At 48.8% G+C, this 19,457-nt stretch carries 23 protein-coding genes; 7 read left to right on the top strand and 16 right to left on the bottom strand.

Going from position 1 to position 19,457, the window contains the following annotated elements; translation table 11 throughout:
- Positions 1-68: 68 nt before the first annotated feature.
- Positions 69-338 (bottom strand): hypothetical protein, encoded by a 270-nt coding sequence (locus AC15IQ_RS09225; protein WP_483178692.1) that lies wholly within the window; start codon positions 336-338, stop codon positions 69-71.
- A gap of 335 nt (positions 339-673) precedes the next feature.
- Here AC15IQ_RS09225 and AC15IQ_RS09220 point away from each other — a divergent pair, with 335 nt between their 5' ends.
- Positions 674-2,002 carry an acetyl-CoA hydrolase/transferase family protein gene (locus AC15IQ_RS09220; protein WP_483178691.1) on the top strand — a complete coding sequence of 443 codons (1,329 nt, stop codon included), beginning with the start codon at positions 674-676 and terminating at the stop codon, positions 2,000-2,002.
- Positions 2,003-2,072: 70 nt separating this feature from the next.
- Here the strand turns inward: AC15IQ_RS09220 and AC15IQ_RS09215 are convergent, their stop codons facing one another.
- The 9 genes from AC15IQ_RS09215 to AC15IQ_RS09175 form a co-directional block, all read right to left on the bottom strand.
- A complete protein-coding gene (locus AC15IQ_RS09215) occupies positions 2,073-3,248 on the bottom strand; it encodes an MFS transporter (RefSeq protein ID WP_483178690.1) in 1,176 nt (391 codons plus the stop codon).
- A gap of 336 nt (positions 3,249-3,584) precedes the next feature.
- The gene (locus AC15IQ_RS09210) at positions 3,585-4,553 is read right to left on the bottom strand and encodes a LiaF transmembrane domain-containing protein (protein WP_483178689.1); all 969 of its coding nucleotides are present in this window, start codon (positions 4,551-4,553) and stop codon (positions 3,585-3,587) included.
- Positions 4,550-5,434 (bottom strand): hypothetical protein, encoded by an 885-nt coding sequence (locus tag AC15IQ_RS09205; RefSeq protein ID WP_483178688.1) that lies wholly within the window; start codon positions 5,432-5,434, stop codon positions 4,550-4,552. The genes AC15IQ_RS09210 and AC15IQ_RS09205 overlap by 4 nt, the downstream gene beginning before the upstream one ends.
- Positions 5,427-5,906: a hypothetical protein gene (locus tag AC15IQ_RS09200; protein WP_483178687.1), complete on the bottom strand. Its 480-nt coding sequence runs from the start codon at positions 5,904-5,906 to the stop codon at positions 5,427-5,429. The genes AC15IQ_RS09205 and AC15IQ_RS09200 overlap by 8 nt, the downstream gene beginning before the upstream one ends.
- A gap of 1 nt (position 5,907) precedes the next feature.
- Positions 5,908-6,534 carry an RNA polymerase sigma factor gene (locus tag AC15IQ_RS09195; RefSeq protein ID WP_483178686.1) on the bottom strand — a complete coding sequence of 209 codons (627 nt, stop codon included), beginning with the start codon at positions 6,532-6,534 and terminating at the stop codon, positions 5,908-5,910.
- A 290-nt stretch (positions 6,535-6,824) separates the two neighbouring features.
- Entirely contained in the window at positions 6,825-7,739 is a 915-nt protein-coding gene (locus AC15IQ_RS09190) for a ketopantoate reductase family protein (RefSeq protein WP_483178685.1), read from the bottom strand.
- A 177-nt stretch (positions 7,740-7,916) separates the two neighbouring features.
- Positions 7,917-8,435, bottom strand: coding sequence for a hypothetical protein (locus tag AC15IQ_RS09185; protein WP_483178684.1), 519 nt, complete (start codon positions 8,433-8,435; stop codon positions 7,917-7,919).
- A gap of 199 nt (positions 8,436-8,634) precedes the next feature.
- Positions 8,635-9,084, bottom strand: a complete 450-nt coding sequence (locus AC15IQ_RS09180; RefSeq protein WP_483178683.1) for a hypothetical protein — start codon at positions 9,082-9,084, stop codon at positions 8,635-8,637.
- Between the two features lie 214 nt (positions 9,085-9,298).
- Complete coding sequence (locus AC15IQ_RS09175; RefSeq protein WP_483179047.1) at positions 9,299-9,859, bottom strand: D-alanyl-D-alanine carboxypeptidase family protein; 561 nt, start codon at positions 9,857-9,859, stop codon at positions 9,299-9,301.
- 529 nt (positions 9,860-10,388) lie between these two features.
- Here AC15IQ_RS09175 and AC15IQ_RS09170 point away from each other — a divergent pair.
- From AC15IQ_RS09170 to AC15IQ_RS09155, 4 genes are all read left to right on the top strand, one after another.
- The gene (locus AC15IQ_RS09170) at positions 10,389-10,910 is read left to right on the top strand and encodes a DUF4825 domain-containing protein (protein ID WP_483178682.1); all 522 of its coding nucleotides are present in this window, start codon (positions 10,389-10,391) and stop codon (positions 10,908-10,910) included.
- 187 nt (positions 10,911-11,097) lie between these two features.
- Positions 11,098-11,670 (top strand): LysM peptidoglycan-binding domain-containing protein, encoded by a 573-nt coding sequence (locus AC15IQ_RS09165; protein WP_483178681.1) that lies wholly within the window; start codon positions 11,098-11,100, stop codon positions 11,668-11,670.
- Between the two features lie 95 nt (positions 11,671-11,765).
- A complete protein-coding gene (locus AC15IQ_RS09160) occupies positions 11,766-11,942 on the top strand; it encodes a YgaP-like transmembrane domain (protein WP_483178680.1) in 177 nt (58 codons plus the stop codon).
- Positions 11,943-12,071: 129 nt separating this feature from the next.
- Positions 12,072-12,578, top strand: coding sequence for a metallophosphoesterase family protein (locus AC15IQ_RS09155; protein WP_483178679.1), 507 nt, complete (start codon positions 12,072-12,074; stop codon positions 12,576-12,578).
- Here the strand turns inward: AC15IQ_RS09155 and AC15IQ_RS09150 are convergent.
- The 4 genes from AC15IQ_RS09150 to AC15IQ_RS09135 form a co-directional block, all read right to left on the bottom strand.
- Positions 12,559-13,074 (bottom strand): hypothetical protein, encoded by a 516-nt coding sequence (locus tag AC15IQ_RS09150; RefSeq protein ID WP_483178678.1) that lies wholly within the window; start codon positions 13,072-13,074, stop codon positions 12,559-12,561. The two genes, AC15IQ_RS09155 and AC15IQ_RS09150, sit on opposite strands and share 20 nt — an antisense overlap.
- A gap of 342 nt (positions 13,075-13,416) precedes the next feature.
- On the bottom strand, positions 13,417-14,916 hold the full coding sequence (locus tag AC15IQ_RS09145) for a hypothetical protein (RefSeq protein WP_483178677.1): 1,500 nt from the start codon (positions 14,914-14,916) through the stop codon (positions 13,417-13,419).
- 515 nt (positions 14,917-15,431) lie between these two features.
- Positions 15,432-15,725, bottom strand: a complete 294-nt coding sequence (locus AC15IQ_RS09140) for a hypothetical protein (protein ID WP_483178676.1) — start codon at positions 15,723-15,725, stop codon at positions 15,432-15,434.
- A gap of 219 nt (positions 15,726-15,944) precedes the next feature.
- Positions 15,945-16,292 carry a hypothetical protein gene (locus AC15IQ_RS09135; protein WP_483178675.1) on the bottom strand — a complete coding sequence of 116 codons (348 nt, stop codon included), beginning with the start codon at positions 16,290-16,292 and terminating at the stop codon, positions 15,945-15,947.
- A 358-nt stretch (positions 16,293-16,650) separates the two neighbouring features.
- Between AC15IQ_RS09135 and AC15IQ_RS09130 the strand changes: the two genes are divergently transcribed.
- Positions 16,651-16,932, top strand: a complete 282-nt coding sequence (locus AC15IQ_RS09130; protein WP_483178674.1) for a hypothetical protein — start codon at positions 16,651-16,653, stop codon at positions 16,930-16,932.
- 57 nt (positions 16,933-16,989) lie between these two features.
- Here AC15IQ_RS09130 and AC15IQ_RS09125 read toward each other — a convergent pair whose 3' ends face one another.
- Both AC15IQ_RS09125 and AC15IQ_RS09120 read right to left on the bottom strand, forming a co-directional pair.
- Positions 16,990-17,676, bottom strand: coding sequence for a formate dehydrogenase subunit gamma (locus AC15IQ_RS09125; protein ID WP_483178673.1), 687 nt, complete (start codon positions 17,674-17,676; stop codon positions 16,990-16,992).
- Positions 17,654-18,667 carry a 4Fe-4S dicluster domain-containing protein gene (locus AC15IQ_RS09120; protein WP_483178672.1) on the bottom strand — a complete coding sequence of 338 codons (1,014 nt, stop codon included), beginning with the start codon at positions 18,665-18,667 and terminating at the stop codon, positions 17,654-17,656. Before AC15IQ_RS09120 ends, AC15IQ_RS09125 begins: the two co-directional genes overlap by 23 nt.
- A gap of 313 nt (positions 18,668-18,980) precedes the next feature.
- Here AC15IQ_RS09120 and AC15IQ_RS09115 point away from each other — a divergent pair, with 313 nt between their 5' ends.
- A complete protein-coding gene (locus AC15IQ_RS09115; protein WP_483178671.1) occupies positions 18,981-19,430 on the top strand; it encodes a universal stress protein in 450 nt (149 codons plus the stop codon).
- Positions 19,431-19,457: the final 27 nt, after the last annotated feature.

Here is a 19,457-nt window from a genome sequence, read left to right as displayed (position 1 = left end):
CCCCATACTCACAACGGGCTTTTCATAATCCCTTGGCTAAACCCTCTCCCCCCAGGGTTTCATCAACTTTAGGCCCATTTCCTGTTGGCTCTGCTGTGGTTGCGCAAAAACAGCAGGATATCGATCCCTACCAAAACCCCATTCAACGCATACAAATATACAACCGTATCGAAGTTGTATAATACCTTGTGCAAGACCCCGGCAACATACCCCATAAAGACAATCAACAGAAATATTAGGCTCTTGCCTTGGTTTGAACCGGACTTATATGATTTATATATTGAAAACGGCCACGCAAAGCCAAAACAAAGTAACATCATAATTTCGAAAATACTCATTCATGACTCCTGGCGCAATTGCCTTATCGTAACTTGGACAATACAACATTTCCCACCCAGCATCTTCGTTGATTGCAGCCAAAATACCTCCCAAACCTGAATATTATAACACTATTTCTGTACGAGTAATAGTTTTGCCTGGGATTGGGCAAAGAGGATTGATCAGCCGGGTGTGGCATCTTATTCACCGGTTTTTTTCCTGCCCCACCTAATTGTGCCAGCTCGAAATATAGTATTATTAATAATAGGCCATGCCCAATTTACTCCAATTTCTGACAATATGTGGCGTTGCCTGGGACATAAAAGCATCGAGGGGGCGTATTCATATTAGTCATTTGAAGGCATACCAAGCCAAGCTGGTCAGCCCGGCAGAAGCTGTAAAAGTTGTCAAAAGCGGTGACTGGGTCGATTATGGTTTTGGCCATTCCAAACCAATAGCCTTAGATCGGGCACTGTCACTCCGTAAAGAAGAATTGCAGGACATAAAAATTCGCCAGGTTTTAAGCCTGAGTCCGCACGCATGCATAGAGGCTGATCCTAAAGGAGAGGTGTTTGTTCTCAATTCGTGGTTCTTTTCCGGTTACGATCGCAAATTACATGATCGCGGATTGGCTTATCATCAGCCCATGGTTTTTAGCAATCAGAATCTCTATTACCAAAAAAGTATCACAGACCTGGTCGATGTAGCCATGTTTCGAGTCACCAAAATGAACCAGGAGGGCTTTTTCAATCTTCACTGTGCCTGTACTTGCTGTTATTCGATCATGAAGGCAGCCAAAACAGTGTTGGTGGAGGTCAATGATCAACTTCCCTGGGCTATGGGGGGAGCCGATGAGGTTATCCATATTTCCGAGGTTGATTACATCGTTGAAGCTCAATCCAAAGTGGAAGAGATTCCTGCGCTTACACCCACGGAAATGGACCGGCGGATTGCCAACCACATTGTTCCCTTAATTCGCGACGGTGCCTGCATTCAATTGGGTATCGGCGGTCTGCCCAACATTGTTGGCACCATGCTGGCTGAATCGGACATAAAAGACCTGGGTTGCCATTCGGAGATGCTGGCGGATGCTTATTATCATCTGCATGAAGCCGGCAAATTGACCAATCGTAAGAAAGTGGTAGACAAAGGCAAATCGACCTTCACTTTCGTTGCCGGGAGCAAGTTCCTCTATGATTGGTTGGATCATAATCCTTCCTGCATCACCTACCCTTCCTCGTACACCAATAACTCCAGGGTGATCGCGCAAAACCCCAATACCGTATCCATTAATGCCTGCCTGGAGGTGGACCTGTTCGGGCAGGTATCCTCAGAGTCAACCGGGCCCCGCCAGATCAGCGGAACCGGCGGCCAACTTGATTTTGCGGCTGGGGCATATTTGTCGGAGGGTGGCATGTCCTTTATTTGCTGCAATTCTGCCTATCAGGATAAGGATGGGAATCTCAAATCCCGAATTGTACCCACATTTACGCCGGGGTCAATTGTGACCGTCCCTCGTTCACTCACCCATTGCGTGGTGACAGAATACGGCATAGCCGATCTGGCGGGTCTTTCAACCTGGCAGCGGGCAGAAGCCTTGATCAATATCGCTCATCCTGAGCTTAGAGATGAATTAGTTGCCGAGGCTGAAAAGATGAATATCTGGCGTCGCAGCCATAAATAAACCAACAGGCCAACAGAGGGGACGTTCTTTCTGTTGGCACTATTGGCACTATAGACCCTAAAAAGCCTCGTTATTGTCCTGGTTGAGCCTCTTTAGCCGGCTGGCGACCCAGGAGGTAACTGAAAAGCGCAAGCAGGACCGGTATCACCGACAGCAAATACATAAGACTGTAGCCAGTTAGTTCCGCCACCGCTCCCCACATGATAGAACTCAGTCCTATCCCCAGGTCAAAACCGGTGAAGAAAGTGGCATTGGCGGCACCGCGTCGCTGCGGGGGGGACAACACAATGGCCATAGCCATCAGGCTGGGCTGGACGGCCCCAAAACCTGCCCCATAGATCACTGCCGCCAGAAGGAATCCAGACAGATCTTCCGCCCTGGACAACAATACCATGGCGATAGCCACCAGTATGATGCCGGGGATGACCACCACATCGAATCCGCGCATGTCGGCAATCCGCCCTGCCAAAGGCCGGGAAACGGCCACGGCCAGGGCATGCAGCGTAAAAAAGAGGCCGATGTTGCTAATGCCCCGCTGCTGGGCATAAAGGGCGATAAAGGCCACTATGGCTCCGAAAGTCATGGTCATGAAAAATACCACTAAGGTGGGGCGTAGGGCAGCCCTCTCGATAAGGCTCAATTTCGCCTGCCGGGGGTGAAGTTCGACGTTATGGTACTTTATCAGGTTGGCTATAATGATGGCAATCGACACCATCACCGCTGAGACTACAAATAGAATATCGAAGCCGAAGCGGTTAAACAGGTACAAGCCAAGAGCCGGAGCCATGGCCATCGAGATGGTTGCGGCCAGGCCGTAATACCCCATGCCCTCTCCCAATCTCGACTTGGGGATAATATCGGCCGCCACTGTGCTAGCCGAGGTGCTGGAAAGGCCCCAGCCGAATCCGTGAATAAAACGTATAATCAGCAGAACCAGGAGTGACGGTGCCCAAATATAACCGAACACGCAGACTGCGAATATCACCAATCCGCTGAGGAATATTCCTTTGCGCCCGTATATATCCAGGGCTTGTCCGACGAAAGGCCGGATCAATAAGGCGGAAACAGTGAAAATACCTACCACCAGGCCTGCTGAAGTATCGCTGCCGCCCAGATATTTGGCATAAATAGGCAAAGTGGGCAAAAGCATCTGAAAACCTAAAAAGGTAAAAAGGTTGACTATAAATATTATGATGAATTCTTTGGTCCACAGAGGTTCTTTTTGCAGCGCTGCGCTATTCTCCACATTCCATCCCCTTATCTCAGAAAATGCTGCCTGTTGAACAGCCGGCTATGTCGATTCACGAAAAACTCGATCGAGTGAACAACAGCGCCAACATCATCATCCAACACCGGCTCATGAAGGCTGCAAAGCATTTCATCGCAAATCGTGCGGCACAGTGTTGATCGACTTTTTTAGTTTAACACAATCCGTATACTCCTACAGCCAGTAGTTGCTTATTACGGTTTTTGTTAGGGGCCAATAGAGGGACGTTCTTATTGTTGGGTTTTTTAACCCAACAATAAGAACGTCCCTCTGTTGGCCCTCTGTTGGCCTGTTGGCAAATGCATCTTCTGTAGGCTATGGCAGCTGGTTTATGGTTATTTGCCCGCCGCCTTGCCGAATGATGGTCATTTTGTGCTTTCCTTGGCCCATTTTACTTGCCATCGTTTTGACCGACTGATCGCTGCTCGGTGTATGAGTATCGTTCGGCTTACCGTTGCTATCTTCATTCCCCGTATCCTTTGCTGCCGCCTGGCTATCACTGGTCTCCCAGTTTAGATTACCCGCCACATTCTGGTCCTGAGGCAGCAAAACAGAAACCAATGCATCAGTGGAGGAAGGCAGGGATACATCAGCAGACCCTGTACCCCTGATCAGCCAGTCATTCATCAGCCTGGCATTCGAAATCTGCAGCCTGGCAGTGTTATGATCTACTTCCACCGCCAGCCTCTCCGGAAGCACCAGAGCGAACCTGGCGTCATAGTCGCTGCCCCCAAACCCCAGTCTTAAGTACATGGTATTACCACTGGTGCTGGTAGTCAGTTGAACCGTGTTTTTCAACTCCTGCTCAGCTTCAATCTTGGAACCGGCACGTATAGCCACCCTGGCATTGCTGAGAATAACATTGCCCCCAGCAGTTTTTATATCCAGCTGAGAGCAGCGCTCAGTTTGTATGACCAACTTTTGAATGCTACTGTCCACCGCTATTTCTTGGTCAGCTTGCAGGTGGAACCGCTCAGCGGTGATATTCTTCTGAACATAGCTGGTCAGTCCAAAGTGGCTGGCAGCTTGCAGGCTCAGGCCTGTCATGACAATAATAAAGACAATGAAAATGCTGAAAACATCATACTTGACTCTGCCATCTTCAACCTTGTTAAAATACGCCTGCAGCAGGACTTCCAAACCAAGCAGTATAAATATCAGCGGCCACCATTGCAAGAGGTATTCAGCTACCGGGTATGGTTGAAACTGACCGTATAAAAGCCCTATGCCAGTCGCAAGCAAGAGCAACCCCATGGAAAATGTTCCGACCCGCCATTGTCTCATAGCACTTCCTCCTTTGAATCCTGTGAATCCTGTGAATCTTGGTCCGCGTTCTGATCATTCTGGCCGGTCAGCACATCCGGGACGGGCGGCAGCGCCTGGTGCAGGACCTGTTTTTCAACTTTGCTGCCCATGAGAAGTTTGATGCCTCCCGCGATCAAGATAATAGCCACCAGGCTGGTGCCTAGATAAGCGCGCAGGCTTGGTCCGATAAATGTGGACAGCAAAGGGGTTATGATACGCTGTAACATTACTATCACACCCAAACCGATCAGACCCCATCCCAGGGTTTGGGGGCGATTGGAAAACCAATCGAACAAGCTGGATGAATCCAGATGCAGTTCGCGCTCATCCTCTAATAGGTGATAGATATCAAAAACGCTGTAAAACCAGATCACCGGCAGCACAAAGCCGAGCACGCTCACGTTCAGCCAGTCCGTCAGGACCAGAATCAGGAAAAACCCAGCCATCAATTGAGCGCCCTGCTTAATCAGGCCTAAAAACATGTGCCCGGCACCGGGTATGGTGGCTAAAGCCAGAGCGATCATCTTGCGATTGCTGATCAACACCGGGCTCCGCACATCTGAACCAGGGCTGCTGTCATATCCTTCCAGGCTGTTTAGATCTATTTCCTGACCGGCCAGACCCAAGGCTTCCGCCAGGGCCATAAACCAAACCAGAGCGATGACAAAAAACATCAGGGGGCCAAAACTGTTGGAAAGCGAGTAATGATAGCTCATATTGTTGATGGTTATACCGCTGATGCATAATCCTAAAAAGACCGCAAAGAATACCAAGGCTCGCCTGGTCCAACCAAGATAAAGGTGACTCAGGCCGGGAAGCGGTGACAGTAGGAAAACCAGTAATTTGCTCTTTTTATTCACTACTATTCCTCCTATTGATATTATCGAAATGGTTCAACCAACTGCTCGTCATTTCTTGCAGCTGGGCAGGCCAATTCCAGAGGATGCTCTCATATCTGGAATAATCAATGGAGTAAGCATCCTGAGGCAGGGTGGCCAGTCTCTGATTCACATCTTGAATGATCCCCCCGCCTGTCAAGGCTAAGGTCAACACTGCCGCAGCGGTGTAATAGAGCAAGAGGCTTCGAGTGTTGGACCGCTGTGAGTTGGGGCGTTTAGGCCTGGTGCTTTTTTCTATCAGATCAATAGTCTGAGCCGCAAAACCGGGAACGATGGCTGCCTCTGCTCTTTTCATCTCTGCCGCGTCGATCGATTCTAAAAACAACTGGCGGCATTGGTCACAGATCTCTAAGTGGGTTTCCATTGCCAGCGCTTTATCTGTGTTTTGACCCTGGGAAAACTGCTGCCACTCTACTTTGCTGAAATGCTGCATTTTACGTTCCCTCCTCCCATCGTTCTCTCAAAAGCTTACGTGCCCGGTACAATCGGGATTCTACGGTTTTGAGGCTGATGCCCTCTTCACGGGCTATCTGTTGGTATGACTGATGTTCGAAATAGTACCTCATCAAAACCCGCCTGTAGCCTGGGGGAAGGCCTTTGCACAAGGTCTTGATGCGTTCCTGTTTTTCCAGCTTGATCAACATCTGCTCCGGGTTCATGTCTGATGGCTGTAGGGCCAGCGACGTGTCCACATTGGCCTGCAGATATTGGCCTTGCCGCGCCCTGCTTCGCTTCCCATCGATGGCCTTGTTGGTGGCGATCTTCCCTACCCAGGCCCTCAGGTTATCGGGTCGATACTGCGGCAACGAACGATATAGCTGCACAAAAACTTCTTGAGCTATATCCTGGGCATCATCAGGGTCGCTCACAAAACGGAGGATGATAGCGAATACATAGGCCTTATACTGCTCAATAAAGCATTCAAATGCCTGCAGGTCACCGTTCATCAAGCGCTTCTGATCTATTTCATTGTTGTGAACTGTGACCACCCCCCTAATATAATAACGATCTGAATGAGCAAATCCCTGCAATAACAATTCTATATTTTTTGCGTTGCTCAACTTTCACATTCTGGGGGGATTAAATGTCATGGGGTTGAACGGAAGGTTTTGAAGGAAACGAAGCGGATTCACGAGACGGGACCGACTGAGAAAGATGGTGACATATAGTGAGTTGGGAAGCCCACCGAGGGACTAGTAAACCAAGCAGCCAGCCTTGGAGAGCAACTGACAACAGAAGCGTTTAAGCGTAGGCAGGCCAGGTAACGGGACCAAAGCCAGAGGATGAAGGGCAAGAGCCCGGAAATGTGAATGCGACAGGAGACAGTCGCTCCTGTCCCCTGTCGCATTTTTTATACTGTGAAGCCAAATCTAGCTGCGATCATTTTATAAGTGGGCACAGGCACACCATACTGTCGGCCCAGGCGCACCACTTCAAAAATTAGCCCATCTATCTCCGATTTCCGGCCTTGCCGCAAATCCCTCTGCATAGAAGTGGAGGCTATGGGTGACAGGTTGTCGAGAATGTTCAGATTAGTCTGGACAATGTCCACTGTAAAGTTTATCCCCATGGCCTGAGCCAGGGCATCTATCTCCTTCATCAAAGCAATGAAGGTATCCCGGGCTAACCCTGGCTTTTGAGCTTCTCCGGCATCTATGTCATAATAGGCACCGCATGCGGCCATGGGAGAAACATAGGAGAATTTTTGCAGTGCGTCTCTGCGGATATCATCGGATACGATCGCGGCGATGCCGCTGTCCGTCAGGTCGCGGGCTACCTGTTCCAGGATCGGCCGAAAATCTTCCCTTTTTCTTACCCCGTACACAACCCGGAATATGTCCCCAGCTTGCAGGATGGTGCCTGGTTCCCTAATCTCGGCGGCTATGTAAATGCACCCATCGGTTACCAGAGTTCCCGGCAGCATGGCTTGCATTCTGCTCCCGGTGCCGTAGATGTTCAGCAGGGGTATCACCACCGTATCTCTGTGAACCACTCTTTTAATAAAAGGGATGGTGTCATCCAGGGAATAACCTTTTACACAGGTGAAAATCACATCTGGCTCTTCCTGATAACCTTCCATATGGCTGGCTTTCACTGGAAACACGGTATAATTGCCTTTGCGGGTCGTCTTCATCTGAAGGCCGCCTTTCTGAATAGCCTCCAGATGCTGCCCCCTGTCGATGACGGTTACATCGTGGCCGGTTTCAGTCATGAAGGCCGCGATGCTTCCCCCCGTTCCTCCGGCTCCGATAACTAGATATTTCATCTTGCTCCCTCCGCAATGAAGCTTAAATTCTCCTTAATGATACCACAGCAGGTTGCGAGTAAGGGGGGACGGTTTTGATATGGTGCCTGAGCATGTGTTTAGTTATCCGAGGCTTATCTGGGACGGTTAAGTCAGCACCTTCTAAATAAAAGTTTAACGGCCTATCTGTTACATCGCCTATTCCCTCTTCGAGGTTTCACCGTTCTTAGTGGGAGTGCCCACTGCCAGAAGGCCGATGACTACTAGCTTGCCCAGTTCCAGGGCATATGCCTTGGTATTGGCCAGGGCCTGAGTAGCCGCTCTTTTGTCTCCTTTAATATAGTGTTTGCCGGCCTGCACTGCACTGCCGGTGGTGGTGGCTCCAGCCTCATAGGTGTCCAAGAGCCCCTGCTTGACCCCTGAGACCAGTTCCTTACCTGCACTTTTGGACTTCTGCCAACCCTGGGCAACCTTGGTCTCGTCCTTGGCCAGATAGCCGCTTCCCGCCTCGATGCCTCCGTCAACAACGTCAGTGAGGGTTTTGACCGTACTTTCCGTCACCCTCACGGTGCTCGTACCAATTTCCGAAGCGGTTTTAACAATCTGGTTTTCTCCATACCGTTTGCCGACGCTACGGGCGCCCCGCTTTATAATAAATTCCAGGCTATTGGCTACCAGCCCTACAGTTCCCTTTACAGTCCACCCGATAATGCTCATTTGTTTTCACCTTGCTATAGGATTTACTATATATTATACCTGAGCAGCAAATTTTACTATCGCAACTCAACCTGGGAAACAATAGGCATCCTGAATGCTTTCAGGCGTTCAGACTATTAATCACCACTCAACCATGTTGAAATAATATAACCTCCTGACAGATAACGTTCTGTTGGAGGTTACACAGAATCAACCATTCTTATGTTATGATTAGGGCTGCGCCCCAATTAAATTTCATCTCGGCCTGCGGCGGGCCCTGATAGCAAAGCGCAGCCCGTATAGAAAAGCTATAATGCCCACAACCATAATTACCAGAATTTTGGCAGCGGTAATCAGGAGGCTTAGCCAACGCGGAGTGTCCTCCCTGCAGGTGCAAATTGTAGAGATGAACCACCGTACCCAGGTCGGCATTGCAGGCTGAGTTTTTTAGACCGAAATCAGCGTAGGTCAGACGTGGTTGATTGGGTCCACCTCCACCAGGTGGTAATCTCGCTTCATCGGCCAGGCCAATTGATGCTCTTAATGCGGCCAGGTGAAAACTAATCCTATTCTGATCGTCAATATCACCCAATTTATTGTCTTTGGGATGGAATGAGCAGGATGGCAAAGCTGGCTTCGGTGAACTGTTAAACCAACCCAATTCAAACAACAGGGCAATGGTGTCGGTACCGTAACCGGGAACTTTTCATCTCACCCGATCAGTTCCCGGTCGCCGCATCTGTACCCAATCAACCAAGTATTCTGCGAAATGCTGGTATATCCGGTCTTTACCAATCACCTTCGTAGTAGAAGCGTTTGGTGGTAGCGCTACGATGTTCCGACCACCAGATCGCGGGACTCAGACTGTTTGATGTAGGGGGTATTTAAGTATAGCGCACCTGTACCCAGTATTTCTCCAATTTATCGTTCTGCAAGGCGGCCCGGGTGATCATCGCCATATCATAGGCAGTGCTCACATGCTCCTCATCAGGCAGTCCGTGGGGATTGGCAAAATTGCTATTTATCGCTCCAGCCTCCTGGGCGCGCTGATTCATCAACACCGCGAAATCCTTCACGCTGCCGCTGATGTGCTCAGCGATGCCGTTGCTGGCATCATTTGCCGAAGGCAGCATGGCCGCCATCAAGGCTTGTTCCAGGGTAATCTCCTCCCCGTCGGTAAGGGCGATATGAGATGATCCCCGCAGAATGCTAAATACCGCTTCACGCGACATAATCACTGTATCCTGCAGTTGGCCGTGTTCCAACCCCAACAGAATAGTCAGTATTTTAGTAATGGAAGCCGGGTACAACTGGGTGTGCATATTCTTTTCGTAGAGAATCTGTCCGGTTTTAGCGTCCATTAAAACTGCCGATTCGGACACCAACTGCGGAGTGGAACTGGCTTCGTCGGCGGCCTGGACCGGGACCGGCAGAAGGCCGAACATAAATATCAAGGCCAGGCAAAGTGCCAACAGATGCCGACAAGGCCAACAGGGCCAAAGGGGCCAACAGAGGGATGTTCTTTTTGTTGGGTTTTTGAAACCAACAAAAGGAACGTCCCTCTGTTGGCCTGAAAAATGCGAACTGTATATAAATCGAGTCATGATCTGCTTCATTTATATAAATAGCTCCGATAATAATCTATTATAATATTATGATTCTATGGAATGGGTTAGAAAAAACCCTACCCAAAATATTAACATAAACAGGCCTTAAAACCGATAAGCTTTTGACTGATAATTTCTGGGTAAAAACATTCACACCAAACGCGGGGATGGGACTTACCAAGTGCGAGCAAAGTTCTGCCATAGTGGCTGTTGCTGATTGTACCTTGATAACCAGGTTTATGGTGTTATAAAATTATCGCAAAATATGCAGGAGGAAAGAACATGGAAGTTCAGTGCATAAAGGTAAAGATCAAGGCCCAAATGAAATATCTGCTCCAAAGTGGAGCGGTTGGGGAGGTAAATTAAAGTGAAAAAACTCGGTCCTGCCTTGATATTTGTGGTGATTGCGGCGATAATGGCTTATGCTGGATGGTCGGTAGCGAACAGCTTTAATGCCCCCCATCCCGGAACCACTCCAGTTATGCAAAACAAGCCAGACTTTCAAGCCCTCTACGATGCTCGGGTAAAATATGTAGGCAACAACTCCGAAGTAGGCAATCTTTTGAATAAACTTCAGCTCAACCGTTTCGGAGTCTACACCATTGCCTTGGAAACAGAAAAAGAACCTTACGGCCTAATCGTCAACTTCTCCGATATCCACATCAGCGCAGATCTCCTGAAATACCGCGAAAAAGGCCAGGTAGACGAGGCTTATTATATCCTGGCTTTGGTTGAAAACCTAGATTACGTGGAAGTGCGCTTTGAGGCTTACAATTTACGCATGACAGTGGAGGAGGCCAATGCTTTCGTTAACGGAAACATTAAGGATTACGGACAATCCCTGCAGAAGTTGGAGGAACTCCACGCTTTGCTCAACCCTTCCAAGTAATGAACTGAAATGCCTCCATCTAACGAATTTGTAAAATCAAAATTTTAAGGCCAACAGAGGGACGATCTTTTGTTGGGTTTTTAAACCCAACAAAAGATCGTCCCTTCGTTGGCCCTGTTGGCCTGTTGGCCCCCTGGTGGCCCTGCTTGCATATAATGTAGCAATAAAATAGCTAGAGGTGATAGTTTTGTCTAGTAATATCGGACGGGCGGCCATGCCAGTTGAAGGCCAGCAGGTACCGCCCCCGCCAAATAACTGCAGCGGCCAGCTCTACACCGTGAGGGCTGGGGATACTCTCTTCCTCATTTCCCTCCGCTTCGGGGTGACCGTAGAGGCCATCCGGAACGCCAACCCGCAGATCACCGACCCGGACATAATTTTCATAGACCAGGTGATCTGCGTTCCGCCCGTGGCTCAGCCGGTTTGCGACCTCAGAGTTACCAATCTCAGATTCCTGAGCGAGACCGGCCAGATTTTGCCTGTAATGGGAGGATTCGTGCAGTTGAATGCCCGCACCATAGTGAGGGCCAACTTCAACCGGGTAGTCTCCCGGGCCTTATTCCTCCTAGAGCCAACCGGTACCGGAACTTGCGAATTTGCCAGCCTTATCGGCATCGATTGCCCCAGCGCAGTGACCGGAGTGGCCGAAATCCTCTGGGAAGTGCCGCCGGGCACTCTAGGCCGGGTTTATGTGGTGGCTTGCACCAATGGCTGCTGCGCCAGATCCCAGGATGTTTTGGTAGTGCGGCAGGATGAATGAGACTGAACCGCCATAAATAACTATGGACTTCAGGTTGGCGGGGTGAATCACCCCGCCAATATTTGCGCATAATGGCAATATGGAGGTTTGATGCTATGCATCTGTCTTTCCGCCGTAATCTGGGAAATACCGACCGCATTGCCAGAGTCGTCATCGGCACCGTGCTGCTCTATATGGCAATCTTTGATGCGGTGGCCATGGGCGGCTGGGTGAGCATCCTCTTCGGCATTATGGGTGTAGCTATGATCATTGAGGCACTGTTAGCTTACTGAATTGTATATGATCTGCTGGGTTGGTCAACCTGCAAACCCTCTGCCAGATGAAAAAGCCCGCTCTTTGGGGAATTGCTTCATACTCCCAGAGAGAGGCCCGAGATGATGCTCTGAAAGGTTGATACATCCATGAAAATAGGCGTTATAGCCGACACTCATATAAGCAAGCCGGATAGCAACTGGTTGGGTTACATCGAGACAACCTTCCAGGACGTTGATATGCTGATTCATGCCGGCGATTTTGTTTGCTACGAGACCTTTGAATTCTTAAGAAATTTCAAAAGGCTGTATAGCGTGTGGGGAAACTGCGACGATGCAAAAATCCAACGCACCCTCAAAGAAAAAGACATCATCACAGCAATGGGCTACAGGATCGGCCTCGTCCATGGCCATGGACGCGATAAGACCACTCTGGACCGGGCTTATGACCAGTTCGTCAGTGACAACGTGGATATTATCATCTTCGGACACAGCCATCAGCCCATGGTGCAGAGCAAAAGAGGCGTCCTGATGTTAAACCCGGGGTCCATGACCAATAGGCGCAGCGAGAAGTGGTGCTCTTATATCATACTGGAGCTGTTTCCTAAACAGTTCCAAGTGGGAGTTAATTACTTTTCTACTGATCGCTGGTCTTAAGTTTGATGATGTTGCCCGGCAGCACCTCAAACAAATCTTTATAATTATTGCAGCTGGAGCGGAGCTGATTGGCCGGAGCCTTGCTGCCATCCCTTTTGGTATACAAGCCGCGCTGATAAACTGCCTCCGCCAACTCACCGGCATGCAGCTGTTGGTCCTCGGTTTCTGCCAGCACCAGTTGCATCGCTTCCTGAAGCTTCATGCGCGGTTTTTTGTCTTCCGTCTTCTTGGCAGCAGTTTTGGTTTTCTGTGCTGCTTCATCTTTGGGTTTACGGCCCCGCTTTTTGGGAACCTTTTCTTCTATAGTTGCAGACTCGCTTATAACGATATTCTTTTCTGCTGTTGTAATCCCAGCCTCATATTTCAGAATCAAATACGCAGGCTGATTGTTTTTTAAAACCACAACAGTATCATTGCGGTCAACCAACTTAAAAACGGCGTCTGTTTGCTTTTTAATCTTCTCGTACGATACCAGGCTTTCGATTTTAATTTCCATTGCAAATCACCTCAAATTCATGTTAACACACTGTTTTATTTTAAACATTATATTTATTTACGGGTGAGAAAAATGTTATTTGATGTGACAGGGTGTGACAGGGGACGGTTCTGTGACACACATAATACCATTGCGGCATGTGACAGGGAACGTTAACAGCAGGGAAAAATGTAACCGCAGGATGCAATGGCACATCATCCTATGTGAAAGTTTTTTGGAAGCAGGAGGAGGCAAGAAGAAACGGCCTTTGCTTCCCATAGGTAAACATAGACAAAAAGACACCCATCGGCTAATGGGTATCTTTAATTGAAGTAATAATTTTTATATGTGATTCAGAACTAATTAAATCAAACGTGCAAATACTACGTTGTCAATTTCGATATATCCATCGGTGCTGTCAGTTTTGGTAAACTGAATGCGGGCTTTTGCGGTTCCGGGAGGTGCCGGTTCTGTAACACCGGCGTAAGGCACCCACTGATGATCGCTCCGTGACACATTGTCGCTGGTAGCGATGAGGCATAGTCCCAGTCCAATCTCATTTTCATCCCGATCCAACCAGATCACTTTCATCAACATAGTCCCGAAAGTAGCCTCCGGATTAGTGCGGCGGAAACCCAACCCGGTGCTGAAAAGGTAGCATTGTCCGGGAGCCTTTTTGAGGTAGACATCCTGCCACAGTGACCCGCCGATCTGCCCGATCCCGGCAGCGGCAGTGCCCTCATAGACATCGTTTAAAGGCACCAGGGTAACATAGGTCTGCACCCATTGATTGAAACCGTCTTCAAAGCTGGGGTTCTGGATGAGATTGTCGGTAAGAACCGGGGCAAACAGCACCTGATCCAAGGCCAGGTAGTATTGCGAGTTGGGAACCTGGGCCGTGAAGATTATCCGCGCGGTTTTAGTACCAGATATGGCCGGCTCGGTGATATTCAAGTAGCTTAGATAATTACCCTGTGAAGGCAGCGTATTATTGGGAATGGATATGCTCAATCCCGACCCGATGGCATTGTTGTTGCGGTCCAACCATTCAATGCGCACATTCAGGCTTACCAGTCCCTCTCCTAACACCGCAAAGCTGAACAGGAACGGCATTTTGGAAAACTGGCCGATGGGTATATCCTGAGTCAAGGTGCCGTTGAAATGGGTGCGCACATGACCGGCCCCTTCCAGAGACAGCTTATGATCGGAAATAAACGCGGTATTCGGGTCTGGGTCCCATCCCAAGAGACCGGCCTCAAAATCGCCATTGCGCACTAGATCTGGCTTATTGATGGCTGCTAATACTACCCCGTCAATTAAAATGATATCATTTTCTATACCCTGCCCTTTACTGAACATAACCCGGGCTGAGGCGGTCCCGGCAGGAGGGCAGTCGGTGATGGTGAAGAAAGTGATGCGCGCCCAATCATTGATCCGGTCATTAGGAACAAACATCCTTACCCCAGTGCCGATAGCCTGGTTTTCCTTATCGAGCCACACCACCTCAGCTGTCAGGGTACCATTGTTATTGCTAGCCGATGGAGAAAACGCGTTGAAGCTGAAGAACAGCGGATATTGATTGATTCCTTTTAAAGACAGTTCTTGGAACACGCTTGACACACCTGGGCCCATGCTAGCCACAGCGGTGCCCTCAAAGACACTGGTATCTGAAATGGAAGCATCACTGAACCACCAGTAGGCACCGCTGGCTTCAAAACTAGGGTCCTGCACCAGATTGCCACAGCGCACGCAGGGCTCCGGCTTTGGCGGTTTGGAAACCGGGAAGCCGCAGCCTTGAGCAGTATTTGAAACAACATTGGGAGTAGTCACGTTTACTTGATGTTGGCATCTAGAGATTTTCACACAATCATCCTTTCCTGGCTTATATTCCATCTTATGGCTTTTGCCAGTATAGAGTGACTGTGCCGGCGGTGTGACAGGGGACGGTTCTGTGACACACATAACAGGGTGTCAGGGGACGGTTCTGCAGGGTGTCAGGGGACGGTTCTGTAACACGAATGTGTGACCGCAGACGTTTCTGCATGTGACCGAGGACGGTTCTGTAACACACATAAAACTATCGCGGCATGTGACAGGGAACGTTAAAAGCAGGGAAAAATGTAACCGCAGGATGCAATGGCACATCATCCTATGTGAAAGTTTTTTGGAAGCAGGAGGAGGCAAAAAGAAACGTCCTTTGCTTCCCTAAGGTTAACATAGACAAAAAGATACCCACCGGCTAATGGGTATCTTTAATTGAAGTAATAGTTTTTATATGTGATTCAGAAATAATTAAATCAAACGTGCAAATACTACGTTGTCAATTTCGATATATCCATCCTCGCTGTCAGTTTTGGTAAACTGAGCATGGTCGGCTATTATTGCTTCTGGCCCTGCATTATTCCTTCGGCTGACTTCAGTATGTCATGTACGAAATTGGCACCCCGTGATAAAAGTATGCCGGTCAGAACCTGGCCGATAAACGGGTGGGAAAAGTGTATCTCCACCAGGTGAAATAGATCCAGATTGGCTCCTACCGCAAACAATATCCCTACCACCAGAGCGCCAACCCTATCCACCGAGATCTTGCCTTTTTGCCACACCATTTTACCGGTCTCCCAGACCGCCTCAGACAGCATGGCAGCTATAATAATGGCCCCAATAGTATGCATTACGCTCCCCTCCTTTGCTGCTATTACCATTTTTGGAAGATAACGTTTCTGTACTATGATACGCAGCAGTGATACAGTTTGGCATTCCTGCCAAACCCAGGGAGCAAACACATCGGCACGGCCACAGTTCTTATTGCTGCCTTGCCTTTATTGACCCTCTTTAAAAGGCGCAGAAAAAAGCACTTCCCCGGCTTGGTTAATTATAATCCCTCTGCTTCCTCACAATTCAATTAGATGGGTGTAATGTTGTGCTATGAGAGAATCAACCTCGGCTTTGTCAAGCCTGGTTATCGACGTCACCTCGGCTTGGTAATGCTTGAGGCGCCGATTGACCGCATCCAAAGTACCATGGAAATAGCGCGTCTGCGGAACAGAGTCCTTGACGTAGTCAGCCTGCCAGTACTCCTTGGGTACGCTGCCTCTGCCAAGCGCGAAGCGCCGCACCGATGCCGCCGATTTCTTGGCGATATAAATCCCTGCGGCCACCCCTAGAGCAGCTGCCGTCCCTATTCCCAGGGCAATCTTATCTGCTGTCGAAGCCCGATTCCGAAATTCCTTTTCGCTCACCACAAGACCTCCTTTTTCCGCCGTTTCTAGATTATAGATAACCTTGCTTTAATATTAGATGATGCGTCTTACAGGTGTCAAAAATTCCCCACCATGACTAAATACAAATTAATCGCGAGTTTGGCTGATTCCAAAATTTCAGATTTGCCATTCGAAGCGTTAGCGAAGAATCTTTGAAACCTTCGGCTTCGCGTCAGGATTACAGTAAAAAGTGCTTTATAAATACTAGAGAAGCTTATTATACAAAACTCTCCAATCATATAATAAACAGGATAATTTGTTTTAGATATGGAATATAGTGTATAAACTTTCCATTCTAAATATATAGAGAAACAAAGGGAAGAGGAGGAAATTAGGGATGACTCAATGTTTGATGCCTATGTGCATGGTCTGCAAACATTACACGCCGTACTCACCGGCTAAAAGAACCGGTGCCAAATGCCAGGGATTCGGGTATACTTGCGAGGCTTTCCCTGACGGAGTCCCAGAGGAATTGATGTGGAAATACTATGATCATCGCAAACCTTATCCAGGGGATAATGGCATTCAATTTGAGCCTCAAACAGGCATGGCAATCCCTCCGTGGTACAATGATGAAGAATTCATGAATGCGCCTAAATCGGGTTTCCCAGAATTTTGATGTATTATTAGCAGGCACATGGTGAAGCGAGGGGAAGCAAAAGCTGCCCCTCGCTTTCTATTCCGCTGAGAGCACTTCGGCCTCGCTGCGGTCTTGCTCCTGATTCAGCTTAGCCCACCACACCGCATGGCGACGTTCCACATATCCCTTATCGATATAGCCGGTGAACATACTGATAACCAGGGGGCGGTTGGCCTTGATGAAAAACGCCGCTAGATGAACTATGATCGAAAACAGCAAAATAACTGTGAACAGGTTATGGATCTGTGCCAGCCAGAACACCGCACCCGACGAAAACTCCACTCCGGGCAGATTCTTATACACCTTAAATATCCCGGTGACGATCAAGGCCATTACTGAGAAAGCAGTCACCTCGAAGGCTAGGCGTTGTTCAGCCAGATATTTGTCATTTTCCGGCTCCTCGGCCAACCCCACCATGGAAGCAAAAATTTGTAAGGATTCCTTGAAATCACCCCTACGGGGTATGATGTCCCATCTTTTGCTCACTATCAAATAGGTCACATAATAGACACTTACAAATATCAATGCCATAGCTGCCAGATAATGCAGATGCAATGTTGCTAAAAAATCGCTCGACCAGGCCAGCCCCGGGAGTTGGTCGACAAAATACCTCTTATACACCGGCATCTGGCCAAAGCCGGAAAAGAACAATATAAATATCGACGTTGCCGTGACCCAATGAGTAAAGCGTATAGCTAGATTATGGCGTTTGATCTTCATCATCAGCACCCCCTTTCATGATATGGTAAGTGCTTATTCCGGCCGCCAGTATACCGGCAATTGGAGCCATCACAAAGCCGCTCAGCATAGTGCCCGGCTCGTCAAGCGGGTTTTCAATATTTACCGCCATATTTATCCGACCGGTCTTGCCGTCCAGATCCTGCTCAATAATTGCCGCATTGATGGCCTCAAAAGGTATTTTTGAAATATAGAAATTGGCTGTGCCACCATTCTCTACATCTCCGTATACATACCCCTGGTTTTCCTGCGCCCAGTTGCGGGCATATTGGCGCATTTCATGCTGCAGGCCGAACTTGATAGCATCTCTGGGGCAGGCAGTTACACAGGCCGGTTGCTGTCCCTGTTTGATCAAATCGTGACACATATCGCATTTGTACATAACTCCGCCTCCCGCCAGGTCGGGAGCTACCTCCAGATAAAGCCCTACCCCGCCCTGCCGCTGAGGGATATGCCAGGGGCAAACATCCCGGCATTTAGCCCCGCCGAAACACCCCTTAGGATTTATCACCACTGGACCTTCGGCGGTCTTATCATTAACCCCGAAAGGACACAAGGTCGAACAGGGCGGGTTGTCACAATGCATACACTTGCGGGGAACATTCACCTTGATCTTTTTCCCCTGCCATTCCACCTCCAGACGCTGGACATAGGTCCAGTTGTAAGGGGTGAGCCGGTCGGTAATATGCCTTTTTTCGGACCAGTCCTCGTGTTTGGGCTGAGGCCAATAATTCTTAATAGGATGCTGGGGCTGAGGGTAATTGGTTTCATTTTTAATTCGACATGCCAGAACACACTCGGGGGTATCCTGATGTTCACAACCATCACATTTATTCAAATCGTGCAGCATAGCGTATTTGCCAGTCGACTTAGACTCGGCCAGAACTTTGCGCGCCCCGGTCATAATGCTGGCTGCTGCGATCCCTGATGCCGCCGCCCGCTTTAGAAATGTCCTTCGCGTCACAGTCATAGACATAGCCTTACCTCCTCTTTATGATACCCATACCGGGTATGGTATATAGAATATTCTATTCGTTCCGAGGTGTTTTGGCAATAGGTAAGATGGTTTTGATGAGATGCAGTATGGGCATATCTCCTTGCTTCCCGCTGTTTCCCGATATCTTGCGCTAGATGAAATCAGCGTTCCATAGTAGACTAAGGCTAGATAGAGAATCACTTGCACTCAATTCAGGAAAAATTAAGCACAGAACGCGCAAATAATAGAGGTTTAATCTCGCTGGATCATGGCTAATTCCATCTGATGTGGCCGGTATTACAAGGAGGTACCTATGTTTAAGAACATCCTGGTTCCCATTGACGGATCAGCATACGCCCTTAGTGCCGTCAAAGCTGCTGTAGCTATTGGAGAGAAGTTTGAGGGCCGGGTGACCTTGCTCCATGTGATCACTAAAAGCCCGGAGATAGAATCAAAAGGAAAGGATGGGCCGGAAATTCAGGCTCAACAAATCGAAGCCTTGCGCGCCGAGGGCTGCGAGATCTTAAACCAAGCCCTCAAGAGCATTGACAGAGATGCTGCCAATATCGACGCAATATTATCATGGGGCAATCCGGCCAACATCATTATAGAAGAAGTGGCCGAAAAAAAACACGACTTGGTTGTCATGGGGAACAGAGGCCTGGGTGCTATCAAAGGTCTGCTTCTCGGCAGTGTGAGCGAACGAGTGAGCAGAGCGGTCAAGTGCCCGGTACTTATTATAAAAGATGTTTCTTATGTTTAAGCTATCAGCCGGTCTTAACAGCCTGTT

Origin of the sequence: Syntrophomonas sp. DTU019, assembly GCA_913757435.1 — a bacterium.
Lineage (GTDB): Bacteria > Bacillota > Syntrophomonadia > Syntrophomonadales > Syntrophomonadaceae > DTU019.
The sequence above is the reverse complement of the archived record's forward strand: the minus strand, read 5'-3'. Positions and strand labels throughout refer to the sequence as shown.